Source organism: Nonomuraea sp. 3N208 (genome assembly GCF_052245935.1).
GTDB lineage: Bacteria > Actinomycetota > Actinomycetes > Streptosporangiales > Streptosporangiaceae > Nonomuraea.
This window is the reverse complement of the sequence record NZ_JBQQBR010000001.1, coordinates 443237-463656: the sequence shown is the minus strand read 5'-3', so window position 1 is coordinate 463656 and position 20420 is coordinate 443237. Positions and strand designations below refer to the sequence as shown.

Genomic DNA, 20420 nt, shown 5'->3' with positions numbered 1-20420 from the left:
AGCACACTTCGACCCCCGCCGAAAGAACCGCCTTCTAGCGTGGGTTCCATGCTCATCACCCGCCATGCCGAAGCCCGGACGGTCCTCGACGACCCCAGATACGTGCCGCCTCCCGTACCCCAGGACGGCCGGGAGGGGACGCTCGCCTGGCTGCGGGCGCACGTGTCGCGCTTCAGCACCGGCGACCCGCACGACCGGCGGCGCCGCGCGGTCGTCGAACGGCTGGCCTCGCTGGACCCCGCCGAGCTCCGATCCGCCGCCAGGGCCATGACCCTGGAGCGGGGCGGCGAGTGGCGGCGCGTGCCCACGGAGGTGCTCGGGGCCGCGCTCGGCGTCAAGGACACCGCCGCCGTCCCGGTCGCGGCGAGCGGCTACCTGTCGGGCGAGGGAAGCCCGGAGGCCGACGCCGCCGTAGCCACGCTGCTCGACCAGGCCGACCTGCCGACCGTTACGCTGCTGCTGCAGGCATACGCCGCCACGGAGGGACTCATCGAGAACACGCTCAAGCACGCCGCCACCAGCGTCGACGTCGAGGCACTGCTGCACGAGACGCTCAGGCACGACCCGCCGCTCAAGGCCAGCCGCAGGCTCGACACCCGCACCGGCGACGAGGTGACGATCGACCTGGTGGCCGCCAACCGCGACCCCGGCGTGTTCGCCGACCCCGACCGGTTCGACCCGTCACGCGGCCGGACCCCGCACCTGACGTTCGGCTACGGCATCCGCCCCTGCCCCGCCCCCGACCACGCGCTCGCCCTGGCCGCCGGCGTCCTGGAGGGACTGCTGTGAGCGACCGAAGGGAGCGAACCAATAGACACAGCAGGTTGGCTCGCAGGCCCGACGAAGGAGGGCCTGCGAGGTTCCGTGACCTGCACCGCCCCGGCCACCCGCTGCTGCTGCCCAACGCATGGGACTACGGCTCGGCCGCCGTCCTGGCCGCGCAAGGGTTCCCGGCGATCGGCACGACCAGCCTCGGCGTGTCCGCCGTGTACGGCAAGCCGGACGCGGCCGGCGCCACCAGGGCCGAGACGATCGAGCTGGCGGAGTCGATCAAGGACCTCGGCGTCCTGGTCACCGTGGACATCGAAGGCGGCTTCAGCGACGACCCGGCCGAGGTGTCCGACCTGGTGGCGAGCCTGGCCGCGCTCGGCGTGGCCGGCGTCAACCTGGAGGACGGCCGCCCCGACGGCACGCTGCGCCCGATCGACCTGCACCAGCGCATCATCGAAGCGGCCAAGGGGCACGGCGTGTTCGTCAACGCCCGTACCGACACGTGCTGGCTGCGGACCGGCGACACCCGCGAGCGGGTCCGGGCGTACGGCCACGCCGACGGGATCTTCGTGCCGGGGCTGAGCGACCTCGCAGCGATCGCGGAGGTGGCGGCGGACACGCCCCTGCCGCTCAATGTGCTCTACCAGCCGGGTGGTCCCACCCTGGCCCAGCTCGCCGAGGCCGGTGTGGCCCGGGTGAGCACCGGGTCTCTGCTGTACCGTGCGGCCCTCCAGGGAGCGCTGGCGACGGTGCTGGGCATCCGCGGCGAGCCCGCACCTCAGATGCCGACATACGCGGAAGTGACCGCGTTCTTGCCCCAGCCGCGATAATCGACGCATGCGCTTCCAGATCCTCGGGCCCACCGCCGTGCTGGGCGAGGACGGGGAGCCCGTCGCACTCGGCGGGCCCCGGGTACGTGCTCTGCTCACGCTGCTCGCCCTGCATGCCGGACGCATCGTCGGCGCGGAGCAGCTCGTGGACGGCATGTACGGCGCCCGTCCCCCCGAGGGCGTGGCCAACGCGCTGCAGTCGCAGGTGTCCAGGCTGCGCCGGGCGCTGGGCAAGGACCTGGTGGAGTTCCACCCGGCCGGATACCGGCTGGTCGCCGACCCGCAGGACGTGGACGCGCGGCGGTTCGAGCAGCTCGCGCAGGCGGGCAGGCAGGCGCTGGAGGGCGGCGACCCGGCACGCGCGGCGGCGCTGCTGCGCGAAGCGCTGGAATTGTGGCGGGGCGCTCCGCTGGCCGACGCCCCCTACGCCGAGGCCGCCGCGACCGCGCTGGAGGAGCTGCGGCTTGCCGCCACGGAAGACCGGGTGCAGGCCGATCTCGACCTGGGCAGGCACCGGGAGCTGGTCGCCGAGCTGAGCCAGCTCATCGCCGCCCACCCGCTGCGCGAGCGGCTGCGGGCCCAGCTCATGCGCGCCCTGTACGGCAGCGGCCGGCAGGCCGAGGCGCTGACCGTCTACGACGAGGCCAGGAAGATCCTGGACGAGGAGCTGGGCGTCGAGCCGGGGGCGGAGCTGGCCGCCGCACACCTGGCCGTGCTCCGGGCCGATCCGGCGCTCGGCGCCCCCGCGGCCAGGACGGCCGCCCAGCGGCAGGGGCTGCGCGCCCAGCTCACCAGCTTCGTCGGCCGCGCCGAGGAGCTGGCGCACGTCGGCGAGAGGTTAAAGATCGGCCGGCTCGTCACCTTGATCGGCCCGGGTGGCGCCGGCAAGACCAGACTCGCGATCGAAGCGGCCGAGCAGGAGCCCGGCGACGTCTGCTTCGTGCCGCTCGCGCCGGTGTCCGACGACGCGGACGTGCCCATGGCCGTGCTGGCCGCACTCGACGTCCGCGACCCCCTGCTGCACACGACCGACCGCCCCGCCATGGACCCGGTCACCCGGCTGGTCACCGCGCTGGCCGACCGCAAGCTGCTGCTCGTGCTGGACAACTGCGAGCACCTCATCGCGGCCACCGCGGAGCTGACCGACCTGCTGCTCGCCTCCTGCCCCGGGCTGCGGGTGCTGGCGACCGGGCGGGAGGCGCTCGGCATCACGGGCGAGTCCATCCTGCCCCTGGCGCCGCTGCGGCTGCCGCCGCCCGATGTGGACGACCCGCTGGACTACCCGGCCGTCCGGCTGTTCGCCGACCGGGCCGCCGCCGTCCAGCCGGGCTTCGCCGTGCACGCGGACAACGCCGCGCAGGTGGTGCGCATCTGCCGGGCGCTCGACGGGCTGCCGCTGGCCATCGAGCTGGCCGCGGCGCGGCTGCGTACGCTGCCGGTGGCGGAGGTGGCGGCGCGGTTGGACGACCGGTTCCGGCTGCTGGCGCGGGGCAGCCGTACGGCGCTGCCGCGCCACCAGACGCTGCGCGCGGTCGTGGCCTGGAGCTGGGACCTGCTGGACGAGAGCGAGCAGCGGCTGGCCAGGCGGCTGAGCGTGTTCGTGGGCGGCGCGCGGCCGGAGGCGGCCGAGCGGGTGTGCGGGCTGCCGGAGGACGTGCTGTTCTCGCTGGCGGAGAAGTCGCTGGTGGAGGTCGTCGGCGGGCGTTACCGCATGCTGGAGACGATCCGGGCCTACTGCGCGGAACGGCTGGCCGAGTCCGGCGAAGTGGAAACGATGCGCGACGCGCACACCGCGTACTACCTGGACCTCGTCCTGGCCGCCGACGCGCGGCTGCGTACCCACGCCCAGATGGAGTGGCTGGCCAGACTGGACGAGGAGAGCGACGACCTCAACGCCGCGCTGCGCTGGGCCACCGAGTCGGGACGGGTGGAGACGGCGCTGCGGCTGCTGGCGCACGCCGCCTGCTACTGGTATTTGCGCGGCGACCGCGCCACCAGCGCCCACCTGGCCGCCGCGCTGCTTGCCAAGCTCGACTCCGCCCCTCCCGAGGGCATGGACGAGGAATACGTCATGTGCCTGCTCGTCACCCACTGGCATGGCGGGATCAGCGAGGAGCTGCGCGACCTGATAGAGGCGGCCAGAGGACTGCTGCAATGGAACTATCTGCCGAAGCGGGTGGAGTTCCTCATGATGCTGCTGTCGATGTACACGGGGCCGCCCGACGACTTCAGCACGGCCTACGAGACGATCGTCCGCACCCGCACCGTGCTCCCGCCCTGGCCGGAGGCGCTGTCCTACGCCGGTACGGCGTTCGTGCTGCAATCGCTCGGCCGGGTGGAGGAGACCCTGGACCACTTCCAGCGCGGCCTGGCCGCGTTCAAGGCCATCGGCGACCGCTGGGGCATCGTGCTGGTGTTGTCCGGGCTCGGCTCCCTGTACCAGGAGCAACACGACTACCCGACGGCGTACGCGCTGGCCGACGAGTCGCTGACGATGGCACGCGAGCTGGGCGCCAAGAGCGAGATCGCCGAGGCCCTCTGCCGGCGCGGCGACGCCCTGCAGTGCCTGGGCGACCCGGACGGAGCGCGGACCGACTACGCCGTCGCCGCCGACCTGTCGCGCAGGAACGGCTCCATGGAGACCGCCGCGTGGGCGCATCTCGGCCTGGGCGAGGTGGCGCTGGGCCGCGGGGACCTGGAGGAGGCGCGTACCGTGCTGACCCAGGCTCGCGAGGAGTGCCCGGAGGGCTGGTACAGCGCCGCGGACACCCGCGTCCGCATCGACGCCGCGCTGACCGAGGTCAGCAGGATGGTCAGCGAACGGTAGGCGGGCGGTCAGGCGCCCGCCGGACAGTGGGTGCCATGAGGAACAAATGGTCCTGCCTGGCGATCGCATGCCTGGCAACCCTCCTGCTCTCGCTCGACATCACCGTCCTGCATCTGGCCCTGCCCAGGCTGGTGACCGACCTCGGCGCGAGCTCCACGCAGCTGCTCTGGATCGGCGACATCTACGGTTTCGCGCTCGCCGGTCTGCTCGTCACCATGGGCAACCTCGGCGACCGCATCGGCCGCAAGCGCCTGCTGCTGATCGGCGCGGTCGCGTTCGGCGTGGCCTCGGCCGTGACCGCGTACGCGCCCAACGCCGAGCTCCTGATCGCGGCCAGAGCGCTGCTCGGCGTGGCCGGCGCCACGATCATGCCGTCCACCCTGTCGATCATCAGGAACGTGTTCACCGAGCCCGGCGAGCGCACCACGGCCGTCGGGATCTGGAGCGGCATGAGCGCCGCGGGCTTCGCCGTCGGCCCGGTGGTCGGCGGGCTGCTGCTCGACCACTTCTGGTGGGGCTCGGTGTTCCTGATCAACGTGCCGATCATGCTGCTGGTGCTCGTGGGCGGCGTCCTGGTGCTGCCGGAGTCCCTCAACCCGGAGGCGGGCCGGCTGGACCTGGTCAGCGTCGTCCTGTCGTTCGCCGGCGTGGTGTCGGTCGTCTACGCGATCAAGGAGGCCGCGCACAAGGGCATCGAGCACGCCGATGTGCTGGTGACCGGTGCGGGCGGGCTGGCGCTGCTGGCATTGTTCGCCTGGCGGCAGACGCGGCTGGCCGAGCCGCTGATCGACGTGCGGCTCTTCGCCCGCAGGGCGTTCACCGCGTCCATTGTCACGAACCTGCTGGCGATCTTCGCGATGTCGGCCATGATGTTGATGTTCGCCTGGTACCTGCAGCTCGTGCTCGGCTGGACGCCGCTCCAGGCGGGGCTGGCCCAGCTGCCCGGCGGCCTCAGCGGCGCGGTCGGCGGGGTCCTGGCCGCCCGGCTGATCCCCCGCATCGGCAGGAACGGCGTGGTCGCTCTGGGGCTGGCCATGAACTCGGGCGCGTTCCTCTACTACAGCACCCTCGGCATCGAGCTGAACTACCTGACGTTGCTGCCCGTCATGGTGATCGGCGGCATCGGCATCGGGTTCGCCTTCACGGTCAACAACGACAACGTGCTGGCGACCGCGCCCAGGGAGCGCGCGGGGGCGGCGGCCGCGGTATCGGAGACGGCGTTCGAGCTGGGCGGGGCGCTCGGCATCGCGATCCTGGGCACCGTACTGAACAGCGCCTACCGCACCAACCTGGACTTGCCTGCCGGGGTTCCCGGCGAGGGCGCCAGGGAGTCGATCGCCGGGGCGGTGAGCACGGCGGCGGAGCTGCCTGCCGAGCAGGCCGGGCAGCTCATGCGGGCCGCGCAGACGGCCTTCATCGAAGGGCTGCACGTTACTGCGCTGGTCACGGGGGTGCTGCTGGCCCTGGTCGCGTTGCTGGCGCTGGTGGGGCTGCGCGGCGTGCCGAAGGAGATCCCCGAGGAGGTCCTGGCCCGCGCGTGACGGCGCGGTCAGGCGCTGGGGTTGGGCCGGCGGGGACGGTGGCGCGGTCAGGCGCTGGGGTTGGCCGGGCAGGGACGAGCGGTGGTCGGAGCGAGGGCGTCGAGGCGGGCGCCGATCATCCTGGCCACCCCTTCGATGGTCTGGATGCCCGTCCCCTCCCCCGGCTGCCGATCCGTCTGCACCGACAACAGCAGGTCCCGCCCGGGCCCCACGACACGGCCGTAGCTGGTGACGGCCCATGTGTTGTGGATGAACGGCCGCGGCGTCCACCCGTTCTTCAGCGCCACCCGGTCACCCGGCCGGGCCGCGGCGCTGACGCCCCACGCCTGATCCTTCAGCACTTGGCCCATCAGCCCGAGCACCAGCCGCCGGTCGGCGGCGCCCAGCCCCTTGCCGCCCCGGACCAGCACCTTCAGCAGGCGGATACGGTCGGCCGGACTGGTGTTGGTGCCGCCCCAGAAGCGGCTCGGCCCCGGCGTGGTCTCCCGCAGCCCCACCCGGTTGTAGAAGGCGCTCATGCCGCCGCTCCCGCCGACCCGCGACCACATCGCGTCCGCGGCGCCGTTGTCGCTCTCTGTGATCATGCGGGCGGCGAGGTCGCGCTCGCCCTCGTCCATCCCGCCGGTACGGCCCGCCAGCAACGCCATCACGATGTCCACCTTGGCCCCGCTGGCGGTGATCATGTCGTGCGCGTGCGCTCCCTGTCCCAGCGAGACGCCGGTGACGAGGTCGTGCGCCGCGTAGACGATCCGTCCCGGGCGTCCGCGCAGGTAGCGGGAGATGTCGCGGAGGAGCCGGGTGCGGGCGGCGGCGCCCGCACGCACATCCGGAAATCTCAGGACACAGCGCGCCACCTTGACCGGAGCCTTCACCGCGGCAGGCACGATCGGCGCCCGCGCGGTCCCGCACCCCGTCACCAGCGCCACCCCGGCCCAGGCCACCCATTTCGCACGCATCTGCAAACCCCCGTGCTCTCATCGGGGGTCGGCAGCATCCTGCCCTCAGGTCACGAGTCGAATCCCAGCCCCATCCGGTCGAGCGCGCGCAGCCACAGGTTGCGCTTGCCCTGGTGCTGGTCGGCCTGGGCGATCGACCATCGGGTGAACTGGATGACCCCCGACCGCACCGGCTCGGGCGGGAAGGGGATCGGCTTCTCCTTGACCATCCGCAGTTCCGTCCGCTCGGTACGCTCACCCGCCAGCAGGTCGAGCATGACGTTCGCGCCGAACCGCGTGGCCCCGACGCCCATGCCGGTGTAGCCGACGGCGTAGACCAGCCGACCGCCATGCGCTTGGCCGTAGAAGGCGCTGAACCGGCTGCAGGTGTCGATCACGCCGCCCCATCGGTGGGTGAAGCGCACCTCGGCGAGCTGTGGAAACGTGTCGTAGAAGTGCCGCGCGAGCGTGACGAACGTCTCGTCGCGCTGGTCGTACTCCGGCTTGACCAGGCCGCCGTTGTAGTAAACGGCGTCGTAGCCGCCCCACAGGACGCGGTTGTCGTCGGTGAGCCGGTAGTAGTGGAACCGGTTGGCCGAGTCGCCGACGCCCTGCCGGTTCCGCCAGCCCACCTGGGCGAGCTGCGCGTCGGTCAGCGGCTCGGTCATGAGCGCGTAGTCGTACACGGGGACCACGAAGTGCTTGAGCCGTCGCAGCAGCGGCGGGAACACGCCGGTGCCCAGTGCGACCTTCGGCGCGGTGACCGCGCCGTGCGGGGTGCGCAGCGTGATCCTCGTGCCGTCGTCGTGCAGGGAGCGGACCGGGCTGCGCTCGTGTACGCGGACGCCGAGCCGCAGGCACGCCGCCCGCAGCCCCCACGCCAGCCGCGCCGGGTCGAGCATGGCGCAGCCGCTGCGCTCCCAGAGCCCGCCCAGGTAGGTCGGCGAGTCGATCTCGGCCCGCACCTGGTCCTGGTCGAGCGGCACGTAGTCGAGCCCCAGCTCGGAGATCAGGTCGAGGTGCTCGTTGAGCCCGTCGAGTTGCCACGGCTCGGTGGCCACGTGCAGCTCGCCGGTGCGCTCGAAGGAGCAGTCGACGCCGTAGCGCTCCAGCGTGCGCTCGATCTCGTCGAGGTTGTCCACGCCCATGCGTTCCAGCCGGTCGATCTCGTCCGGCCACCGCTCCAGCCCGTTGGCCAGGCCGTGGGTGAGGGTCGCCATGCAGAACCCGCCGTTGCGGCCGGTGGCCGCCCAGCCGATCCTGCGCCCTTCGAGCAGGACCACGTCCAGCGAGGGGTCGCGTTCCTTGGCCATCAGGGCGGTCCACAGCCCCGAGAAGCCTCCGCCGACGACGACCAGGTCGGCGCTGGTGTTCTGGTCGAGCCGCGGCTGCGGCTCGGGTCTGGCCGGGCTCTCCAGCCAGTACGGCTTGCGCTCCGCGTCAGCAAGCGCCTTCAGCGGATCCACAAATCCCACATCCCTACAGAAAATGTTAGGTACGGCGCCTCGCCGCGACCGCGTTGCCGATCGCGATCAGCACCCCGATGCCGAAGATCAGCGTACCCATGACGTTCACCTGCGGCGGGATTCCCGTCTTCACGGCGCCGACGATCCACAACGGGAACGTGATCGTCGAGCCGTTGACGAAGCTGGTGACCACGTAGTCGTCGATGGACAACGCGAACGACAACATGGCCCCCGCCAGCACACCCGGCATGATCGACGGCAGTGTCACCTGCCGGAACGTCCCCCATGCCGTGGCCCCGAGGTCCCTTGCGGCCTCCTCCAGCGACGGGTCGAGCGTGACGATCCGCGCCCGCACGGTCACCACCACGAACGACAGCGAGAACAACACGTGCGAGATGATGATCGTGTTCGCGTCTCGCGGCACGTTCCCCGACACGAAGAGCGACAGCAGCGACGCCCCCATGACCAGCTCGGGCGTGGAGATCGCGGCGAAGACCAGGAAGTTCGTCACCCCCTTGCCGCGGAAGCGGTGCCGGCCCAGGGCCAGCCCGAGCATGGTGCCGATCACCACCGTGATGATCGTGCTGACGGCGGCGATGACCAGCGAGTTCCGCAGGGCCACGGTCAGGTCGGAGATGTCGAAGAGCTCGGCGTACCAGCGCAGCGTGAAGCCCTGCCACGTGGTGTTGGACTTGCTCTTCTTGTCGTTGAACCCGAACAGGATCATCACGGCGATCGGCGACGACAGCCAGACGATGACCAGCCACGTGTAGGCGTGGAGAAGCTTGTCCCCGAGCTTGGTCCTCATCGGGCCGCCGCCTCGAGGACGTTCTCGGTGCCGAGCGCTCTGGCGTAGATGAAGATGCCCACGAGCAGCACCGCCATCAACGTGAACGACAGCGCCGAAGCGGTCGGGTAGTTCAGGTTGGTCAGGTATTCGGTCTGGATGATATTGCCGATCATCGTGTTGCCGGTGCCGCCGAGAATGGCCGCGTTGATCGGGTCGGCCGTGGCGGGCACGAACGTCATCAACACCCCAGCGAAGACCCCGGGCAGCGACAGCGGCAGCACCACCCGCCGGAACGCCCCCACGCGGGTCGCATACAGATCCTGTGCCGCCTCCACCACCCGCGGGTCCACGCGTTCGAGCGACACGTAGATCGGCAGGATCATGAACGGCAGGAAGTTGTACGTCAGTCCGCCCACCACCGCCAACGTCGTGGCCAGTACGTGGAAGTCGTCGGGCAGCAACCCCCAGCCCTTCAGCGTGCCGAACAGGATGCCGTTGTCGGCCAGAAGGAAGTTCCACGAGATCGTCCGCAGCACGAACGACACGAAGAACGGCAGCAGGATCAGGAACAGGTAGATCGACTTGCGCCGGCCGCCCTTGAACGCGATCCAGTACGCCACCGGATACCCGATGACCAGCATGGCCGCCGTCGCCATCCCGCCGTAGAACAGCGAGCGGACCAGCTGGGTGCTGTACCTGCCGATGGCGTCGCCGTAGTTGGAGAAGCTGAACGTCATGGCGAAGCCGTCGATGGCGTTGCCGGTCTGCAACGACACCGACGCCATCGCCACCATGGGCACGACCAGGAAGATCGCCAGCCACATCCAGCTCGGCAACGCCAGCAGGTAGGGGGTGAGCCGCCGCATCCGCTACGCCTGCGTGATGGACTGGAAGATCGGGTTGAAGACCTGCTGCGTCTGGTTGGTCAGCGGCGTGTAACCGCGCAGCTTGGCGTAGTCGGCCTCGCTCGGGAACATGAGCGGGCTGTCGACCATGTCCTCCAGCGCCTTCTTGTCCTCGCCCTTGGCCGTCGTGGCCTTCTCCCTGAGCAGGTCCTGCACCGCCGGGACCGGGGTGACGTACTGGATGAACTCGTCCAGCTCGGCGGCCACGGCCGGCTGGTAGAGGTAATCCATGAGCATGAGCGCGTCCACCGGGTTGGCGGCGCCCTTGGGGATGAGCATGTTGTCGGTCCAGATCGTGCCGCCCTCCTCGGGCACCACGAACTTGACGGGCTCACCGGCGAGCTGGCGCTGGAAGACGTCGCCCGACCAGGCCATGGTCAGCCAGACGTCGCCCTTGGACACGGCATCGATATAGCTCTGGTCGTAATATTTCCGGACAATTCCGGCGTCGCGCTGCTCCTTGAGCTTGTCCCCGGCCTTGCGCCAGTCCGCCTCGGTCGACTTCTCCGGGTCGATGCCCAGCGCGAACATCCCGAAGTTCCCGATCTCCTGGGCGTCGGCCATCATGCCGACCCGCCCCTTGTACTTGGGATCGAACAACGACTGAATGCTGGTGATGTCTTCCTTGACGTGCTCGGTGTTGTACGCGATCCCGGTCACGCCGGACGTGTACGGGATCGTGTACTTGTTGCCCGGGTCGTAGGAACGTTCCTTGTACTTCTGCCCGGCGTTGGCCGCGAAGTTCGGCAGCTTGGAGTGGTCGAGCGGCAGCACGTAGCCCAGCTGGAGCATGTTCTGGAGCTGGATGCCGTTGGTCATGACGACGATGTCATAGCCCAGCGACTGCCCGGCGCGCAGCACGGGCTCGGACTTGCCGAAGAACTCGGCGTTCTCCTGGATGACCTCTTTGTACTCGTACGAGATGCCGGTGGCCTGCTGGAACTTCTTCAGCGGGCCCTGGTCCTCGGGCATGTACTCGGGCCAGTTGGCGAAGACGACCTTGCCGTGCTTGGTCTGCTTGGACCAGAAGTCCTGGACGGCGTCGGCCTTGGGCGGTGCGGCCTTCTGCCCCTGCACGCCACAGGCGGCGAGGGCGAGCCCGGCGGCGGAGAAGCCGGCGATCCTGAAGGCGTCACGACGGGTGCGGAGACGGGGGTTCATGAGGTGCTATCAACTTCCAATCACGTACGAGTGCTGCGCCTGCCAGGACAACCACACGGAGTCGCCCCGCTCCGCCGTGGCCGTGGCGTCATGCGCGTTCTGCTGGAACACGGTGATCTCGGCCCCGTCAGCGAGACTCACCGCGTAGCTGTTGTAGGTGCCCAGGTAGACGACCTCGGCCACGGTGCCGCGGACGGAGCTCAGGCCGTTCGCGGGCTCCTCGGTGCCGATGGTGATCTTCTCCGGGCGTACGGTCACCGACACGTCGCCCTCGCGACCGGGCACCAGCACCCGGCCTCCGGCGATCTTCAGCTCGCCGCCGGTGGCGGCGCCGGCGAGCAGGTTGGAGGTGCCGATGAAGCCCGCCACGAACGAGGTCGCGGGCCGCTCGTAGATCTCCCGCGGCCCGGCGAGCTGCTCGACCAGGCCGTCGTTCATGACGGCGATGCGGTCGCTCATGGTGAGCGCCTCGTTCTGGTCGTGCGTGACGTACACGAACGTGATGCCGACCTCGCGCTGGATGCGCTTGAGCTCGATCTGCATGGCCTGGCGCAGTTTGAGGTCGAGCGCCCCGAGCGGCTCGTCGAGCAGCAGCGCCCGCGGCCGGTTGACCAGCGCCCTGGCCAGCGCGACACGTTGCTGCTGGCCGCCGGACATCTCGCGCGGCCGGCGCTTCTCCCTGCCGGTCAGATCGACGATCTCCAGCATCTCGCCGACCCGCCGCTTGATCTCCTCCTGCGGGGTCTTGCGCTGCTTGAGCCCGAACGCCACGTTGTCCCAGACGCTCATGTGCGGGAAGAGCGCGTAGGACTGGAAGACCATGTTGATGTCTCGCTTGTTCGGCGGGACGTTCGTGACGTCCTGGCCGTGCAGCTTCACCAGGCCCTTCGTCGGGGCCTCGAAGCCGGCGATCATTCGCATGGTCGTGGTCTTGCCGCAGCCGGACGGGCCGAGGAGGGAGAAGAACTCCCCCTCGGCGATGTCCAGCGAGACGCCCTTGACGGCCTGAACCACCTCTCCGTGCGAGAGGTATTCCTTGACGACGTCCTCTAGCTCGATGGCACTGGTCATCGTGTGCTATTCACCGATGTAGTGCATGACGTGCTTGACCCTGGTGTAGTCGTGCAGGCCGAAGACGGACAGGTCCTTGCCGTAGCCGGAGTGCTTGAAGCCGCCGTGCGGCATCTCCGACACGAACGGGATGTGGGTGTTGACCCAGACCACGCCGAAGTCGAGCCGGTTCGACATGCGCATCGCGCGACCGTGGTCGGAGGTCCAGACCGAACCGCTCAGGCCGTACTTGACGTCGTTGGCCTTGGCGAGGGCGTCGGCCTCGTCGGTGAACGTCTGCACGGTGATCACGGGCCCGAAGACCTCGTTCTGCACCATCTCGTCGTCCTGCTTGAGCCCGTCCACGATCGTCGGGGCGAAGAAGTAGCCCTTGTCGCCGACCCGCTGGCCGCCGGTGAGTACCTTGGCGTGGGCGGGGACCCGGTCGATGAAGCCCTGCACCTTGACCAGCTGGTTCTCGTTGTTGAGCGGCCCGTACAGGGCGTCCTCGTTGTCCAGGTCGCCGGTCACGGTGCCGGCCGCGGCCTCGGTCAGCGCGGCCACGAACTCGTCGTGCACGCTCTCGTGCACCAGCACCCGACAGGCGGCGGTACAGTCCTGGCCGGCGTTGTAGAGGCCGGCGGTGGCGATGTCGGAGGCGGCCTTGCCCAGGTCCTTGACGTCCTCGAAGACCACGACCGGCGCCTTGCCGCCGAGCTCCAGGTGCACCCGCTTGAGGTCGTCGGCGGCGCTCTTGGCCACCGACATGCCGGCGCCGACCGAGCCGGTGATCGCGACCATGGAGGCCGTCGGGTGGCTCACCACGAGCGCTCCGGTCTCGCGGTCGCCGGTGACGACGTTGAAGACACCCGCGGGCAGCACCTCGCCGAGGATCTCGGCCAGCTTGAGCGTCGAGGCCGGGGTGGTGTCGGACGGCTTGAGCACGACCGTGTTGCCGGCCGCGAGCGCGGGGGCGATCTTCCACACCGCCATCATCATCGGGTAGTTCCACGGCGTGACCTGGCCGATCACGCCGATCGGCTCGTGCCTGATGACGCTGGTGTGCTCGGCGAGGAACTCGCCGGCCGTGGGGCCTTCGAGCGTGCGGGCCGCACCCGCGAAGAAACGGAAGTGGTCGGACGCGACCGGCGTCTCGTCCTCGGCCATGCGGGCGCGCGGCTTGCCGGTGTTACGGCATTCGGCCTCGTTGATCTCGTCGGCGCGCGCGTCGATCGCGTCGGCGACCTTGAGCAGCAGGTTGGCCCGCTCTCCCGGGGTGGTCCTGCCCCACGAGTCGAACGCGGCGGCTGCGGCTGCGAAGGCGGCGTCGACGTCCTCGGGCCCGGAGACGGGGGCCTGTACATAGCCCTCGCCCGTGCACGGGTCGATGATGTCGGAGAATCGGCCGCTCTTCGCGTCCACGAACTCACCATTGATGTAGTTCTGCAGACGGGTGGTCAAGGTCTGACCTCCTCGTGAGGTGGGCTGAGATGCCGCGACTCTTACAGAGTGAAAGCATCCGGACAAGGGATTTCGTGGTGAAGATATCAAATTGCTACGAATTCGCTTGACAGACTGCCCAGAACTGACAACATGTCGCACCAGGACGGCAATCCAGCGTGGACGCCCCCGTAACGCCGGACCGCTAGGAGGATTCCTCTCGATGACGACGCCGCCCCGCGTACGCCGCAGCAACTCCAACGCTGCTCCCGTCGTGCTCGATGATCTGTCGAAACAGATCATCGAGCAACTCCAGGGCGACGGGCGCATGCCGTACGCGGCCATCGGCAAGGCGGTGGGCTTGTCCGAGGCCGCGGTGCGCCAGCGCGTGCAGCGTCTCCAGGACGCCGGCGTCATGCAGATCGTCGCGGTCACCGACCCCCTCACGCTCGGCTTCCCCCGGCAGGCGATGATCGGGGTCAACTGCGAAGGTGACCTGGAGTCGGTCGCGGACGAGCTGGCGGCCATCGAGGAGATCGACTACGTGGTCCTCACGGCCGGCTCGTTCGACGTCATCGTCGAGGTGGTATGCGAGGGCGACGGGCACCTGCTGGAGATCCTCAGCAAGATCCGCGCCATCCCCTCCGTGCGGGCCACGGAGTCGTTCGTGTACTTGAAGCTGCGTAAGCAGACGTACTCGTGGGGCACCCGCTAACCGACCCTCGCGACCGCGCGGACGGGCGCCCCGTCGGCTCCCGGCAGCCGGATCGGCAACATGAAGACCTCGATCGGCCTGCCGCGCTCCTGCGCGTCCAGGAGCCGCTCCAGGCCGGTCAGGTTCTCGGCGATGACGGCGTGCGCGCCGCACAACACCCGGTGCGCGGGGAAGTCCTCGGCCGGCGTGGGATCCACGCTCAGCGCGTCGATCCCGACGGTCCTGACCCCGCGCTCGACGAGCAGCGCCGCCGCCTCCTCGGTGAGGAACGGATGCCCCTGATAGGCCTCTGTCCCCCAGTGCGCCGACCATCCGGTGGCGACGAGCACGATCCGCGCCGGCACGTCCTGGAACGGCGCCGCCCCGATCGGCGAGCGCGGCGCCAGACCCGTGGCGTCCACCACGAAGGCAGGCCCGCAGAAGCGGGACAGCGGCAGCTCGTCCAGCGTCGGCAGCGAGTCGTCGATGTGGAACGGCGCGTCCACGTGGGTGCCCGACTGGGAGCCGAGGTGCAGCCCCAGCACGTTCACACCGTCCCGCGCCACGGTGAGCGCCGGGCCGATCGAGGCCTCGGGATCGCCCGGGTAGACCGGCATCCCGGTCTCGATCGGCACCGACAGGTCGACGAGCTCCATCATGTGACCGCCTCGGCCGCCGCGTCGACGATGGGCAGCACCGGGGTGTCGGCCGCGCGGACCAGCCGCGGCCCCTCGGGCCCGTAGACCTCGCGCGGCTCGGGGAAGGCGGCCAGCAGCGCCAGGTAGAGCAGCCCGGCCGCGGCGAGGCCGAGCGGCAACGAGATGTCGATGCCGCCGGCCAGGTCGCCGAGTGGTCCCACGAACTGCCCCGGCAGGTTGACGAACATCAGCGCCAGCCCCGCCGACACCAGCCAGGCGCCAACCCCTCGCCAGTTCCAGCCGTGTGTGAACCAGTAGCGGCCGCCGCGCTGACGCCGGTTGAAGACCTGGAGGGCCTCCGGGTCGTACCACCCGCGGCGGGTCACGTAACCCAACATCATGATCACCATCCACGGCGCCGTGCACGTGATGATCAGCGTCGCGAACGTCGAGATGCTCTGGGTGAGGTTCGCGGCGAACCGCCCGATGAAGATGAACACGATCGACAGTGTGCCGATGAACACGGTCGCCTGCACGCGGGAGAACCGGGTGAAGACGCTGGAGAAGTCGAGTCCGGTGCCGTAGAGCGAGGTCGTGCCCGTGGACATGCCGCCGATGAGCGCGATCAGGCAGACCGGCACGAAGTACCAGCCCGGCGAGACGGCCAGCAGCCCGCCGACGTAGTTGGGCGCGGCCGGGTCCACGTACTCGGCGGCCTTGGTCGCGATGATCGAGGCGGTGGCCAGGCCGAAGAAGAACGGCAGGATGGTGGCGATCTGCGACAGGAACGCGGCGGCCATCACCCGCGAGCGCGGCGTGCTCGCCGGGATGTAACGGGACCAGTCACCGAGAAACGCGCCGAACGACACCGGATTCGACAACACGATCAGCGCCGCACCGATGAACGACGGCCAGAACAGCGGGTCGCCCACCGGGAGCGTGCCCGGGTAGGACGGGTCGAAATCGCCGGCGAAGGCGAACACCCCCAGCACGAACAGCAACGACGCCGCCGCGACCGCGATCTTGTTGACGAACAGCATGAAGCGGAACCCGTACACGCAGACGATGAGCACGAGGACCGCGAAGATCCCGTACGCGACGCCGTACGACAGGCCGGTGTCGGGCAGCCCGATCAACCGGTGGGCGCCGCCCACCAACGCGTCCCCCGACGACCACACCGAGATCGAGAAGAACGCGATCGCGGTGAGCAGCGACAGGAAGGAGCCGACGACCCGCCCGTGCACGCCGAGGTGAGCCGACGACGAGACGGCGTTGTTGGTGCCGTTGAGCGGCCCGAACAACGCCAGCGGCGCCAGGATCAACGCCCCCACCACCAGCCCGAGCACGGTGGCCGCCAGCCCCTGCCAGAACGACAGGCCGAACAGGATGGGGAAGGCCCCGAGCACGCAGGTGGCGAAGGTGTTCGCACCGCCGAACGCCACCCTGAACAGGTCGAACGGGCTCGCGGTGCGGTCGGCGTCGGGGATGCGCTCGACCCCGTAGGTCTCGATTTCGGTGATGCCGCTCATGTCTGCTTCTCCTGCATCTGCAGCGCCAGCAAGCTGACGAGGTCGTACGCTACGTGGGATGCGGCGATCGCGGTGATCTCCGCATGGTCGTAGGCCGGGGCCACCTCCACCACGTCGGCCCCGACGAGATCGCACCCGGCCAGTCCGCGCAGGATCTCCAGCAGTTCACGACTGGTGAGCCCGCCCGCCTCAGGAGTCCCCGTGCCGGGGGCATGCGCGGGGTCGAGGACGTCGATGTCGACGGACACGTACAGCGGCCGGCCGCCGATCCGCTGCCGCAACACGTCGATCACCTCGTCCAGCCCTCGCCGCAGCACGTCGGCCGCGGTCAGAATGCCGAACCCGAGCCGCCGATCGTCCTCCAGATCCTTCTTGCCGTACAACGGCCCCCGGATCCCGACGTGACTGACGGCCTCGGTGTCGAGCAGCCCTTCCTCCACGGCCCGCCGGAACGGCGTCCCGTGCGTGTACTCGGCTCCGAAGTAGGTGTCCCACGTGTCGAGATGCGCGTCGAAGTGCAACAACGCGACCGGCCCGTGCTTCCTGGCGGCGGCCCGCAGCAGCGGCAGCGCGATCGTATGATCGCCGCCGATGGTGACGAGCTTCGCGTCGATGCTCTCGGCCGCCCCCTCGATCGCCTCGATGGCGGCGGGGATGTCGAACGGATTGGCCGCGACGTCCCCGGCGTCGACCACCTGCACCCGCTCGAACGGCGAGACGTCAAGCGCTGGGTGGTAGGGCCGCAGCAGCCGGGACGCCTCCCGGACCGCGGCCGGCCCGAACCTCGCACCCGGCCGGTACGAAACGCCGGCGTCGAAGGGCACCCCCACGACAGCGACGTCGGCCCGCTCCACTTGGTCGAGGCGTGGCAGGCGGGCGAAGGTGGCGGGCCCCGCGAATCGCGGGACCCGTGAGGAGTCGACGGGGCCAATGTTCATGTCGGCCAGTGTTCGTCATGCCTCTGACCTGGGGCAATTGGAGGTCACATGAAGTATGACGGTGTGTGTTGTGGCCGGCCACAAGCCGACGGCGAAACGGTACGCCGTGGACGGGAACCTAACGACATTGGATGGTCGCGATTTCCCACGCCCCCAGAGGCAGCCGCACCACGCCCTCGGTCACGCGCAAGGACTCACCCGGACGCCCACGCAGATCGGCATGCCGAGCCTGCAGGAGGTCGCCGGAAATGACGACCTCCGTGTCGCTCGGGGTGAGAGCCACCACGCGCAGTTCCCGCCACTCCTCACGCATCCTGAGCGAGGTCATCACGACCCCCTCCCCTGTCACAGACAGTCCCGCAGCGGGTGCGGGCAGGTCCAGGGAACGGTCTCCCAGGCCCGGGACCACCAGCAGATCGTGCCGGAACGCCTCCGCGGCGGCGGGGACCTCCTGCCAGGAGGCACACGGCATGAGCGCCAGGCTCACCGACCGGACGCCTCGCGACTGCGCGGCCGGAGTCGGCAGTTGCGGGCCGGCCGGTTCCGGGCGGAGGGCGTTGCGGTTGCGGGACAGGTAGCCGACCGAGCGCAACAAGGTCAGCGCCAGTTCCCCGTCCACCAGCTCGTACTCCGTCACGTGCTCCAGCAGCGCCGCCACCCCGCCGGCCGCCACCCATGACGAGGCGGGGAAGGTGGGCAGGGGCGTCTCGCCGCAGCCGCCCTCAGCGGTCAGGCCACGGGTGACGACGGCGAACTGGCCTTCGGCATGCGACTCCATGGCCGCGGTGGGCAGCGGGATGTGCAGGCGGACCCGGTGGTCGTCGCAGCGGTTGTCGAAGGCGAGGTGCATACGGACGAACGGCTCGCCGGCCCGAAGCTCGACCCGGGTGGTGACGAGGATCTCCTCGGTACGGGACGTCCGCGAGCCGGCCGGAGCCTCGGGAGCGCCGTCGAGGGCGTCGCCCGCGGCCGGCCACGCGTACGTGCGCCGCACGTCCACCGCCGCCACCAGCGGCCCCGACCAGAGCATCTCCACCTCGACCGACGACGGCTCGGACACGATCAGGTCGGCCGGCGGAGGCGCGTAGTTGTAGGTGTCGCCGACGTCGCCGCCGTCCACGATGCGGCCCGCCCCCGTCACGGTCGTGCCGTCCTGGCCGATCAGCGTCAGCGTGCCGTCGCGGTCGATCGTGACCCGCAGCAGCCCGTTGTCCAGCACCTCTTCGTCCCCGCGCACCGGCAGGGTCGCCGAGTCGGAGCCCATCCAGCACGACGCGTGGTGCTGGATGTTGGGCAGGCCGCCGGACGGCACCGGTGGGTTGAACACCTGCTCGTGCGGCCGGGTCCGGAGGCTGGTGTGGCCCAGCGGCGGCGCCTCCACCATGGCCGCGACCGTACGCCTGGGCTCGGCGAGGATGCGGACGCGGGTCACGCCGTCGAGCGCGGCGCGCAGGTCGGCCACGTCGAAGACGACCGAGGTCTCCCGCGCCACCGTGAACGTCAGCGTGCCGCCCTCGACCGCCCAGCCGGTGATGTGCTGCCCGTACAGCTCGGTCCCGTGGATGAAGGTCAGCGCCGTGGCGGGGTCCATTTCCGCGTCGAGCAGCAGCGTGGGTGCGTACTCGAGCGGCTGTGCCGGCACCGGCGCGCCTGAGGGGTCCACGAGCGGGTCGGTTCCGGCCACGTCCACGATCACGATGCCGCTGCGTCCGTCCGGCGTGGGGTTGACCACGAGCACCCCGTCCGACGGCACGGCCGCCGCCAGCCGGGCGGTCACCATGTCGCGTACGGCCTGCCCGAGGTGCTCGGCCTCGGCGATGCGGGCGGCCACCTGCTGGGCGGTCTCGTCCACGCCGCACCCGGTCACCGAGTCGTGCCCGCTGGCGTCCACCAGGCGCCACCACGCCATGTCGAGGAAGCGCCCAGGCCATTCACCGCCCCAGAGCGCGGCCAGCGGCTCGGCGTAACGCTCGACCATGCGCTCGGCGCGGCCCATGGCCTGCTTGACGTGGGGGCGGATGGAGATGACGCCGGGGAGGATGTTGGCCCGGGCGTGGGAGCGCAGCTCGCCCTGCACGCGCGGCAGCCCATCCACTTCGCCCGAATGGGCCCCGATATAGCCGGACAAGGTGTCCATGCGGGCGCCGATCGCCGCCACCATCTGCGGCAGGCCGCGCACGGGCGCGGAGTGGTCGGTGCCGTACATGGCCAGCAGCGCCCCTTCGGGCCCGTGCCACTCACGCATGGTCTTGACGAACTCGGCCGCCCGCCCGGCCAGCCCTTCGGGGTCGTAGAAGAGGTGGGCGCCGTTGCCGTACCCGCCGGCCGGCAGGTATTGGGTCCGCACCGCCGTTCCGTCGGGCGCGACCCAGGCGAAGGCGTCGGTGGTGACGGAGGACGGCACGCCGCGGTACACGCAGGCGTGCAGTAGCCCGGCCTTGCGCAAGATCTGCGGCATCTGCGCCGTGTGCCCGAACATGTCCGGCAGGTACCCGACCGGCATCGCCCCGCCGAGCTTGTCGGCCCGATCCATGCCCAGCTCGAGGTTGCGGACGATGTTCTCGCCCGAGCACAGGAACTCGTCCAGCAGGATCTGCCACGGCCCGATCGCCAGCCGGCCCGACTCGACCAGCGCGGCGATGCGGTCGCGGTTCTCCGGCCGCACCTCCAGGTAGTCGTCCACGCAGGCCAGCTGACCGTCGAGGGTGAAGTGGTAGCCGGGCTCGCGCTCCATTGTGTCGAGCACCTCGTCAAGCAGCGCCACCAGGCGCAGCCGGAAACGCTGGAACGGCTCGTACCACTCCCGGTCCCAGTGCGTGTGCGGTACGACGACGATCTCCGTGCTCATGCGCCCTCCTCCGTCGGTCGCATGAGCACGACGTGACTGTGTTTGATTGGTCGCTCG

At 70.2% G+C, this 20420-nt stretch carries 16 protein-coding genes; 5 read left to right on the top strand and 11 right to left on the bottom strand.

All coding sequences use genetic code 11. The features are described from left to right. The first annotated feature begins 48 nt into the window (after window positions 1-48). The 4 genes from ACTWPT_RS02195 to ACTWPT_RS02180 are packed head-to-tail and all read left to right on the top strand — an operon-like array spanning window position 49 to window position 5969. Window positions 49-789, top strand: a complete 741-nt coding sequence (locus ACTWPT_RS02195; protein WP_443175498.1) for a cytochrome P450 — start codon at window positions 49-51, stop codon at window positions 787-789. 35 nt (window positions 790-824) lie between these two features. Continuing rightward, entirely contained in the window at window positions 825-1601 is a 777-nt protein-coding gene (locus ACTWPT_RS02190; RefSeq protein WP_443175497.1) for an isocitrate lyase/PEP mutase family protein, read from the top strand. 7 nt (window positions 1602-1608) lie between these two features. After that, on the top strand, window positions 1609-4428 hold the full coding sequence (locus tag ACTWPT_RS02185) for a BTAD domain-containing putative transcriptional regulator (protein WP_443175496.1): 2820 nt from the start codon (window positions 1609-1611) through the stop codon (window positions 4426-4428). Window positions 4429-4463: 35 nt separating this feature from the next. Next, window positions 4464-5969, top strand: a complete 1506-nt coding sequence (locus ACTWPT_RS02180) for a DHA2 family efflux MFS transporter permease subunit (RefSeq protein ID WP_443175495.1) — start codon at window positions 4464-4466, stop codon at window positions 5967-5969. 47 nt (window positions 5970-6016) lie between these two features. Here the strand turns inward: ACTWPT_RS02180 and ACTWPT_RS02175 are convergent, their stop codons facing one another. From ACTWPT_RS02175 to ACTWPT_RS02145, 7 genes are read right to left on the bottom strand one after another with little or no spacing between them, the layout of a single operon-like run. Beyond that, entirely contained in the window at window positions 6017-6925 is a 909-nt protein-coding gene (locus tag ACTWPT_RS02175) for a serine hydrolase (protein ID WP_443175494.1), read from the bottom strand. A gap of 50 nt (window positions 6926-6975) precedes the next feature. Then, window positions 6976-8370 (bottom strand): NAD(P)/FAD-dependent oxidoreductase, encoded by a 1395-nt coding sequence (locus ACTWPT_RS02170; protein WP_443175493.1) that lies wholly within the window; start codon window positions 8368-8370, stop codon window positions 6976-6978. 25 nt (window positions 8371-8395) lie between these two features. Then, on the bottom strand, window positions 8396-9178 hold the full coding sequence (locus ACTWPT_RS02165) for an ABC transporter permease (protein ID WP_443175492.1): 783 nt from the start codon (window positions 9176-9178) through the stop codon (window positions 8396-8398). Further along, complete coding sequence (locus ACTWPT_RS02160) at window positions 9175-10026, bottom strand: ABC transporter permease (RefSeq protein ID WP_443175491.1); 852 nt, start codon at window positions 10024-10026, stop codon at window positions 9175-9177. The genes ACTWPT_RS02165 and ACTWPT_RS02160 overlap by 4 nt, the downstream gene beginning before the upstream one ends. Window positions 10027-10029: 3 nt before the next feature. After that, on the bottom strand, window positions 10030-11226 hold the full coding sequence (locus ACTWPT_RS02155; protein WP_443175490.1) for a polyamine ABC transporter substrate-binding protein: 1197 nt from the start codon (window positions 11224-11226) through the stop codon (window positions 10030-10032). Between the two features lie 9 nt (window positions 11227-11235). Further along, the gene (locus tag ACTWPT_RS02150; RefSeq protein ID WP_443175489.1) at window positions 11236-12297 is read right to left on the bottom strand and encodes an ABC transporter ATP-binding protein; all 1062 of its coding nucleotides are present in this window, start codon (window positions 12295-12297) and stop codon (window positions 11236-11238) included. A gap of 6 nt (window positions 12298-12303) precedes the next feature. Continuing rightward, entirely contained in the window at window positions 12304-13737 is a 1434-nt protein-coding gene (locus tag ACTWPT_RS02145; RefSeq protein ID WP_443175488.1) for a gamma-aminobutyraldehyde dehydrogenase, read from the bottom strand. Window positions 13738-13939: 202 nt separating this feature from the next. Between ACTWPT_RS02145 and ACTWPT_RS02140 the strand changes: the two genes are divergently transcribed. Beyond that, on the top strand, window positions 13940-14431 hold the full coding sequence (locus ACTWPT_RS02140; protein WP_443175487.1) for an Lrp/AsnC family transcriptional regulator: 492 nt from the start codon (window positions 13940-13942) through the stop codon (window positions 14429-14431). Here ACTWPT_RS02140 and ACTWPT_RS02135 read toward each other — a convergent pair. The 4 genes from ACTWPT_RS02135 to ACTWPT_RS02120 all read right to left on the bottom strand — a co-directional run bounded on the left by ACTWPT_RS02135 (window position 14428) and on the right by ACTWPT_RS02120 (window position 20363). Beyond that, window positions 14428-15069, bottom strand: coding sequence for a cyclase family protein (locus ACTWPT_RS02135; protein WP_443175486.1), 642 nt, complete (start codon window positions 15067-15069; stop codon window positions 14428-14430). The two genes, ACTWPT_RS02140 and ACTWPT_RS02135, sit on opposite strands and share 4 nt — an antisense overlap. Then, on the bottom strand, window positions 15066-16577 hold the full coding sequence (locus ACTWPT_RS02130; protein WP_443175485.1) for a purine-cytosine permease family protein: 1512 nt from the start codon (window positions 16575-16577) through the stop codon (window positions 15066-15068). The genes ACTWPT_RS02135 and ACTWPT_RS02130 overlap by 4 nt, the downstream gene beginning before the upstream one ends. Further along, a complete protein-coding gene (gene speB / locus ACTWPT_RS02125) occupies window positions 16574-17515 on the bottom strand; it encodes an agmatinase (protein WP_443175484.1) in 942 nt (313 codons plus the stop codon). Before speB ends, ACTWPT_RS02130 begins: the two co-directional genes overlap by 4 nt. A gap of 118 nt (window positions 17516-17633) precedes the next feature. Further along, window positions 17634-20363: a glycoside hydrolase family 38 N-terminal domain-containing protein gene (locus tag ACTWPT_RS02120; protein WP_443175483.1), complete on the bottom strand. Its 2730-nt coding sequence runs from the start codon at window positions 20361-20363 to the stop codon at window positions 17634-17636. Window positions 20364-20420: the final 57 nt, after the last annotated feature.

Bases quoted from the DNA above. Each gene is read 5' to 3' on its own strand.
- ACTWPT_RS02165 (WP_443175492.1), bottom strand. From the start codon at position 9,178: ATGAGGACCAAGCTCGGGGACAAGCTTCTCCACGCCTACACGTGGCTG.
- ACTWPT_RS02120 (WP_443175483.1), bottom strand. From the start codon at position 20,363: ATGAGCACGGAGATCGTCGTCGTACCGCACACGCACTGGGACCGGGAG.
- ACTWPT_RS02180 (WP_443175495.1), top strand. From the start codon at position 4,464: ATGAGGAACAAATGGTCCTGCCTGGCGATCGCATGCCTGGCAACCCTC.
- ACTWPT_RS02130 (WP_443175485.1), bottom strand. From the start codon at position 16,577: ATGAGCGGCATCACCGAAATCGAGACCTACGGGGTCGAGCGCATCCCC.
- ACTWPT_RS02140 (WP_443175487.1), top strand. From the start codon at position 13,940: ATGACGACGCCGCCCCGCGTACGCCGCAGCAACTCCAACGCTGCTCCC.
- ACTWPT_RS02185 (WP_443175496.1), top strand. From the start codon at position 1,609: ATGCGCTTCCAGATCCTCGGGCCCACCGCCGTGCTGGGCGAGGACGGG.
- ACTWPT_RS02135 (WP_443175486.1), bottom strand. From the start codon at position 15,069: ATGATGGAGCTCGTCGACCTGTCGGTGCCGATCGAGACCGGGATGCCG.
- ACTWPT_RS02195 (WP_443175498.1), top strand. From the start codon at position 49: ATGCTCATCACCCGCCATGCCGAAGCCCGGACGGTCCTCGACGACCCC.
- ACTWPT_RS02160 (WP_443175491.1), bottom strand. From the start codon at position 10,026: ATGCGGCGGCTCACCCCCTACCTGCTGGCGTTGCCGAGCTGGATGTGG.
- ACTWPT_RS02175 (WP_443175494.1), bottom strand. From the start codon at position 6,925: ATGCGTGCGAAATGGGTGGCCTGGGCCGGGGTGGCGCTGGTGACGGGG.
- ACTWPT_RS02150 (WP_443175489.1), bottom strand. From the start codon at position 12,297: ATGACCAGTGCCATCGAGCTAGAGGACGTCGTCAAGGAATACCTCTCG.
- speB (WP_443175484.1), bottom strand. From the start codon at position 17,515: ATGAACATTGGCCCCGTCGACTCCTCACGGGTCCCGCGATTCGCGGGG.
- ACTWPT_RS02155 (WP_443175490.1), bottom strand. From the start codon at position 11,226: ATGAACCCCCGTCTCCGCACCCGTCGTGACGCCTTCAGGATCGCCGGC.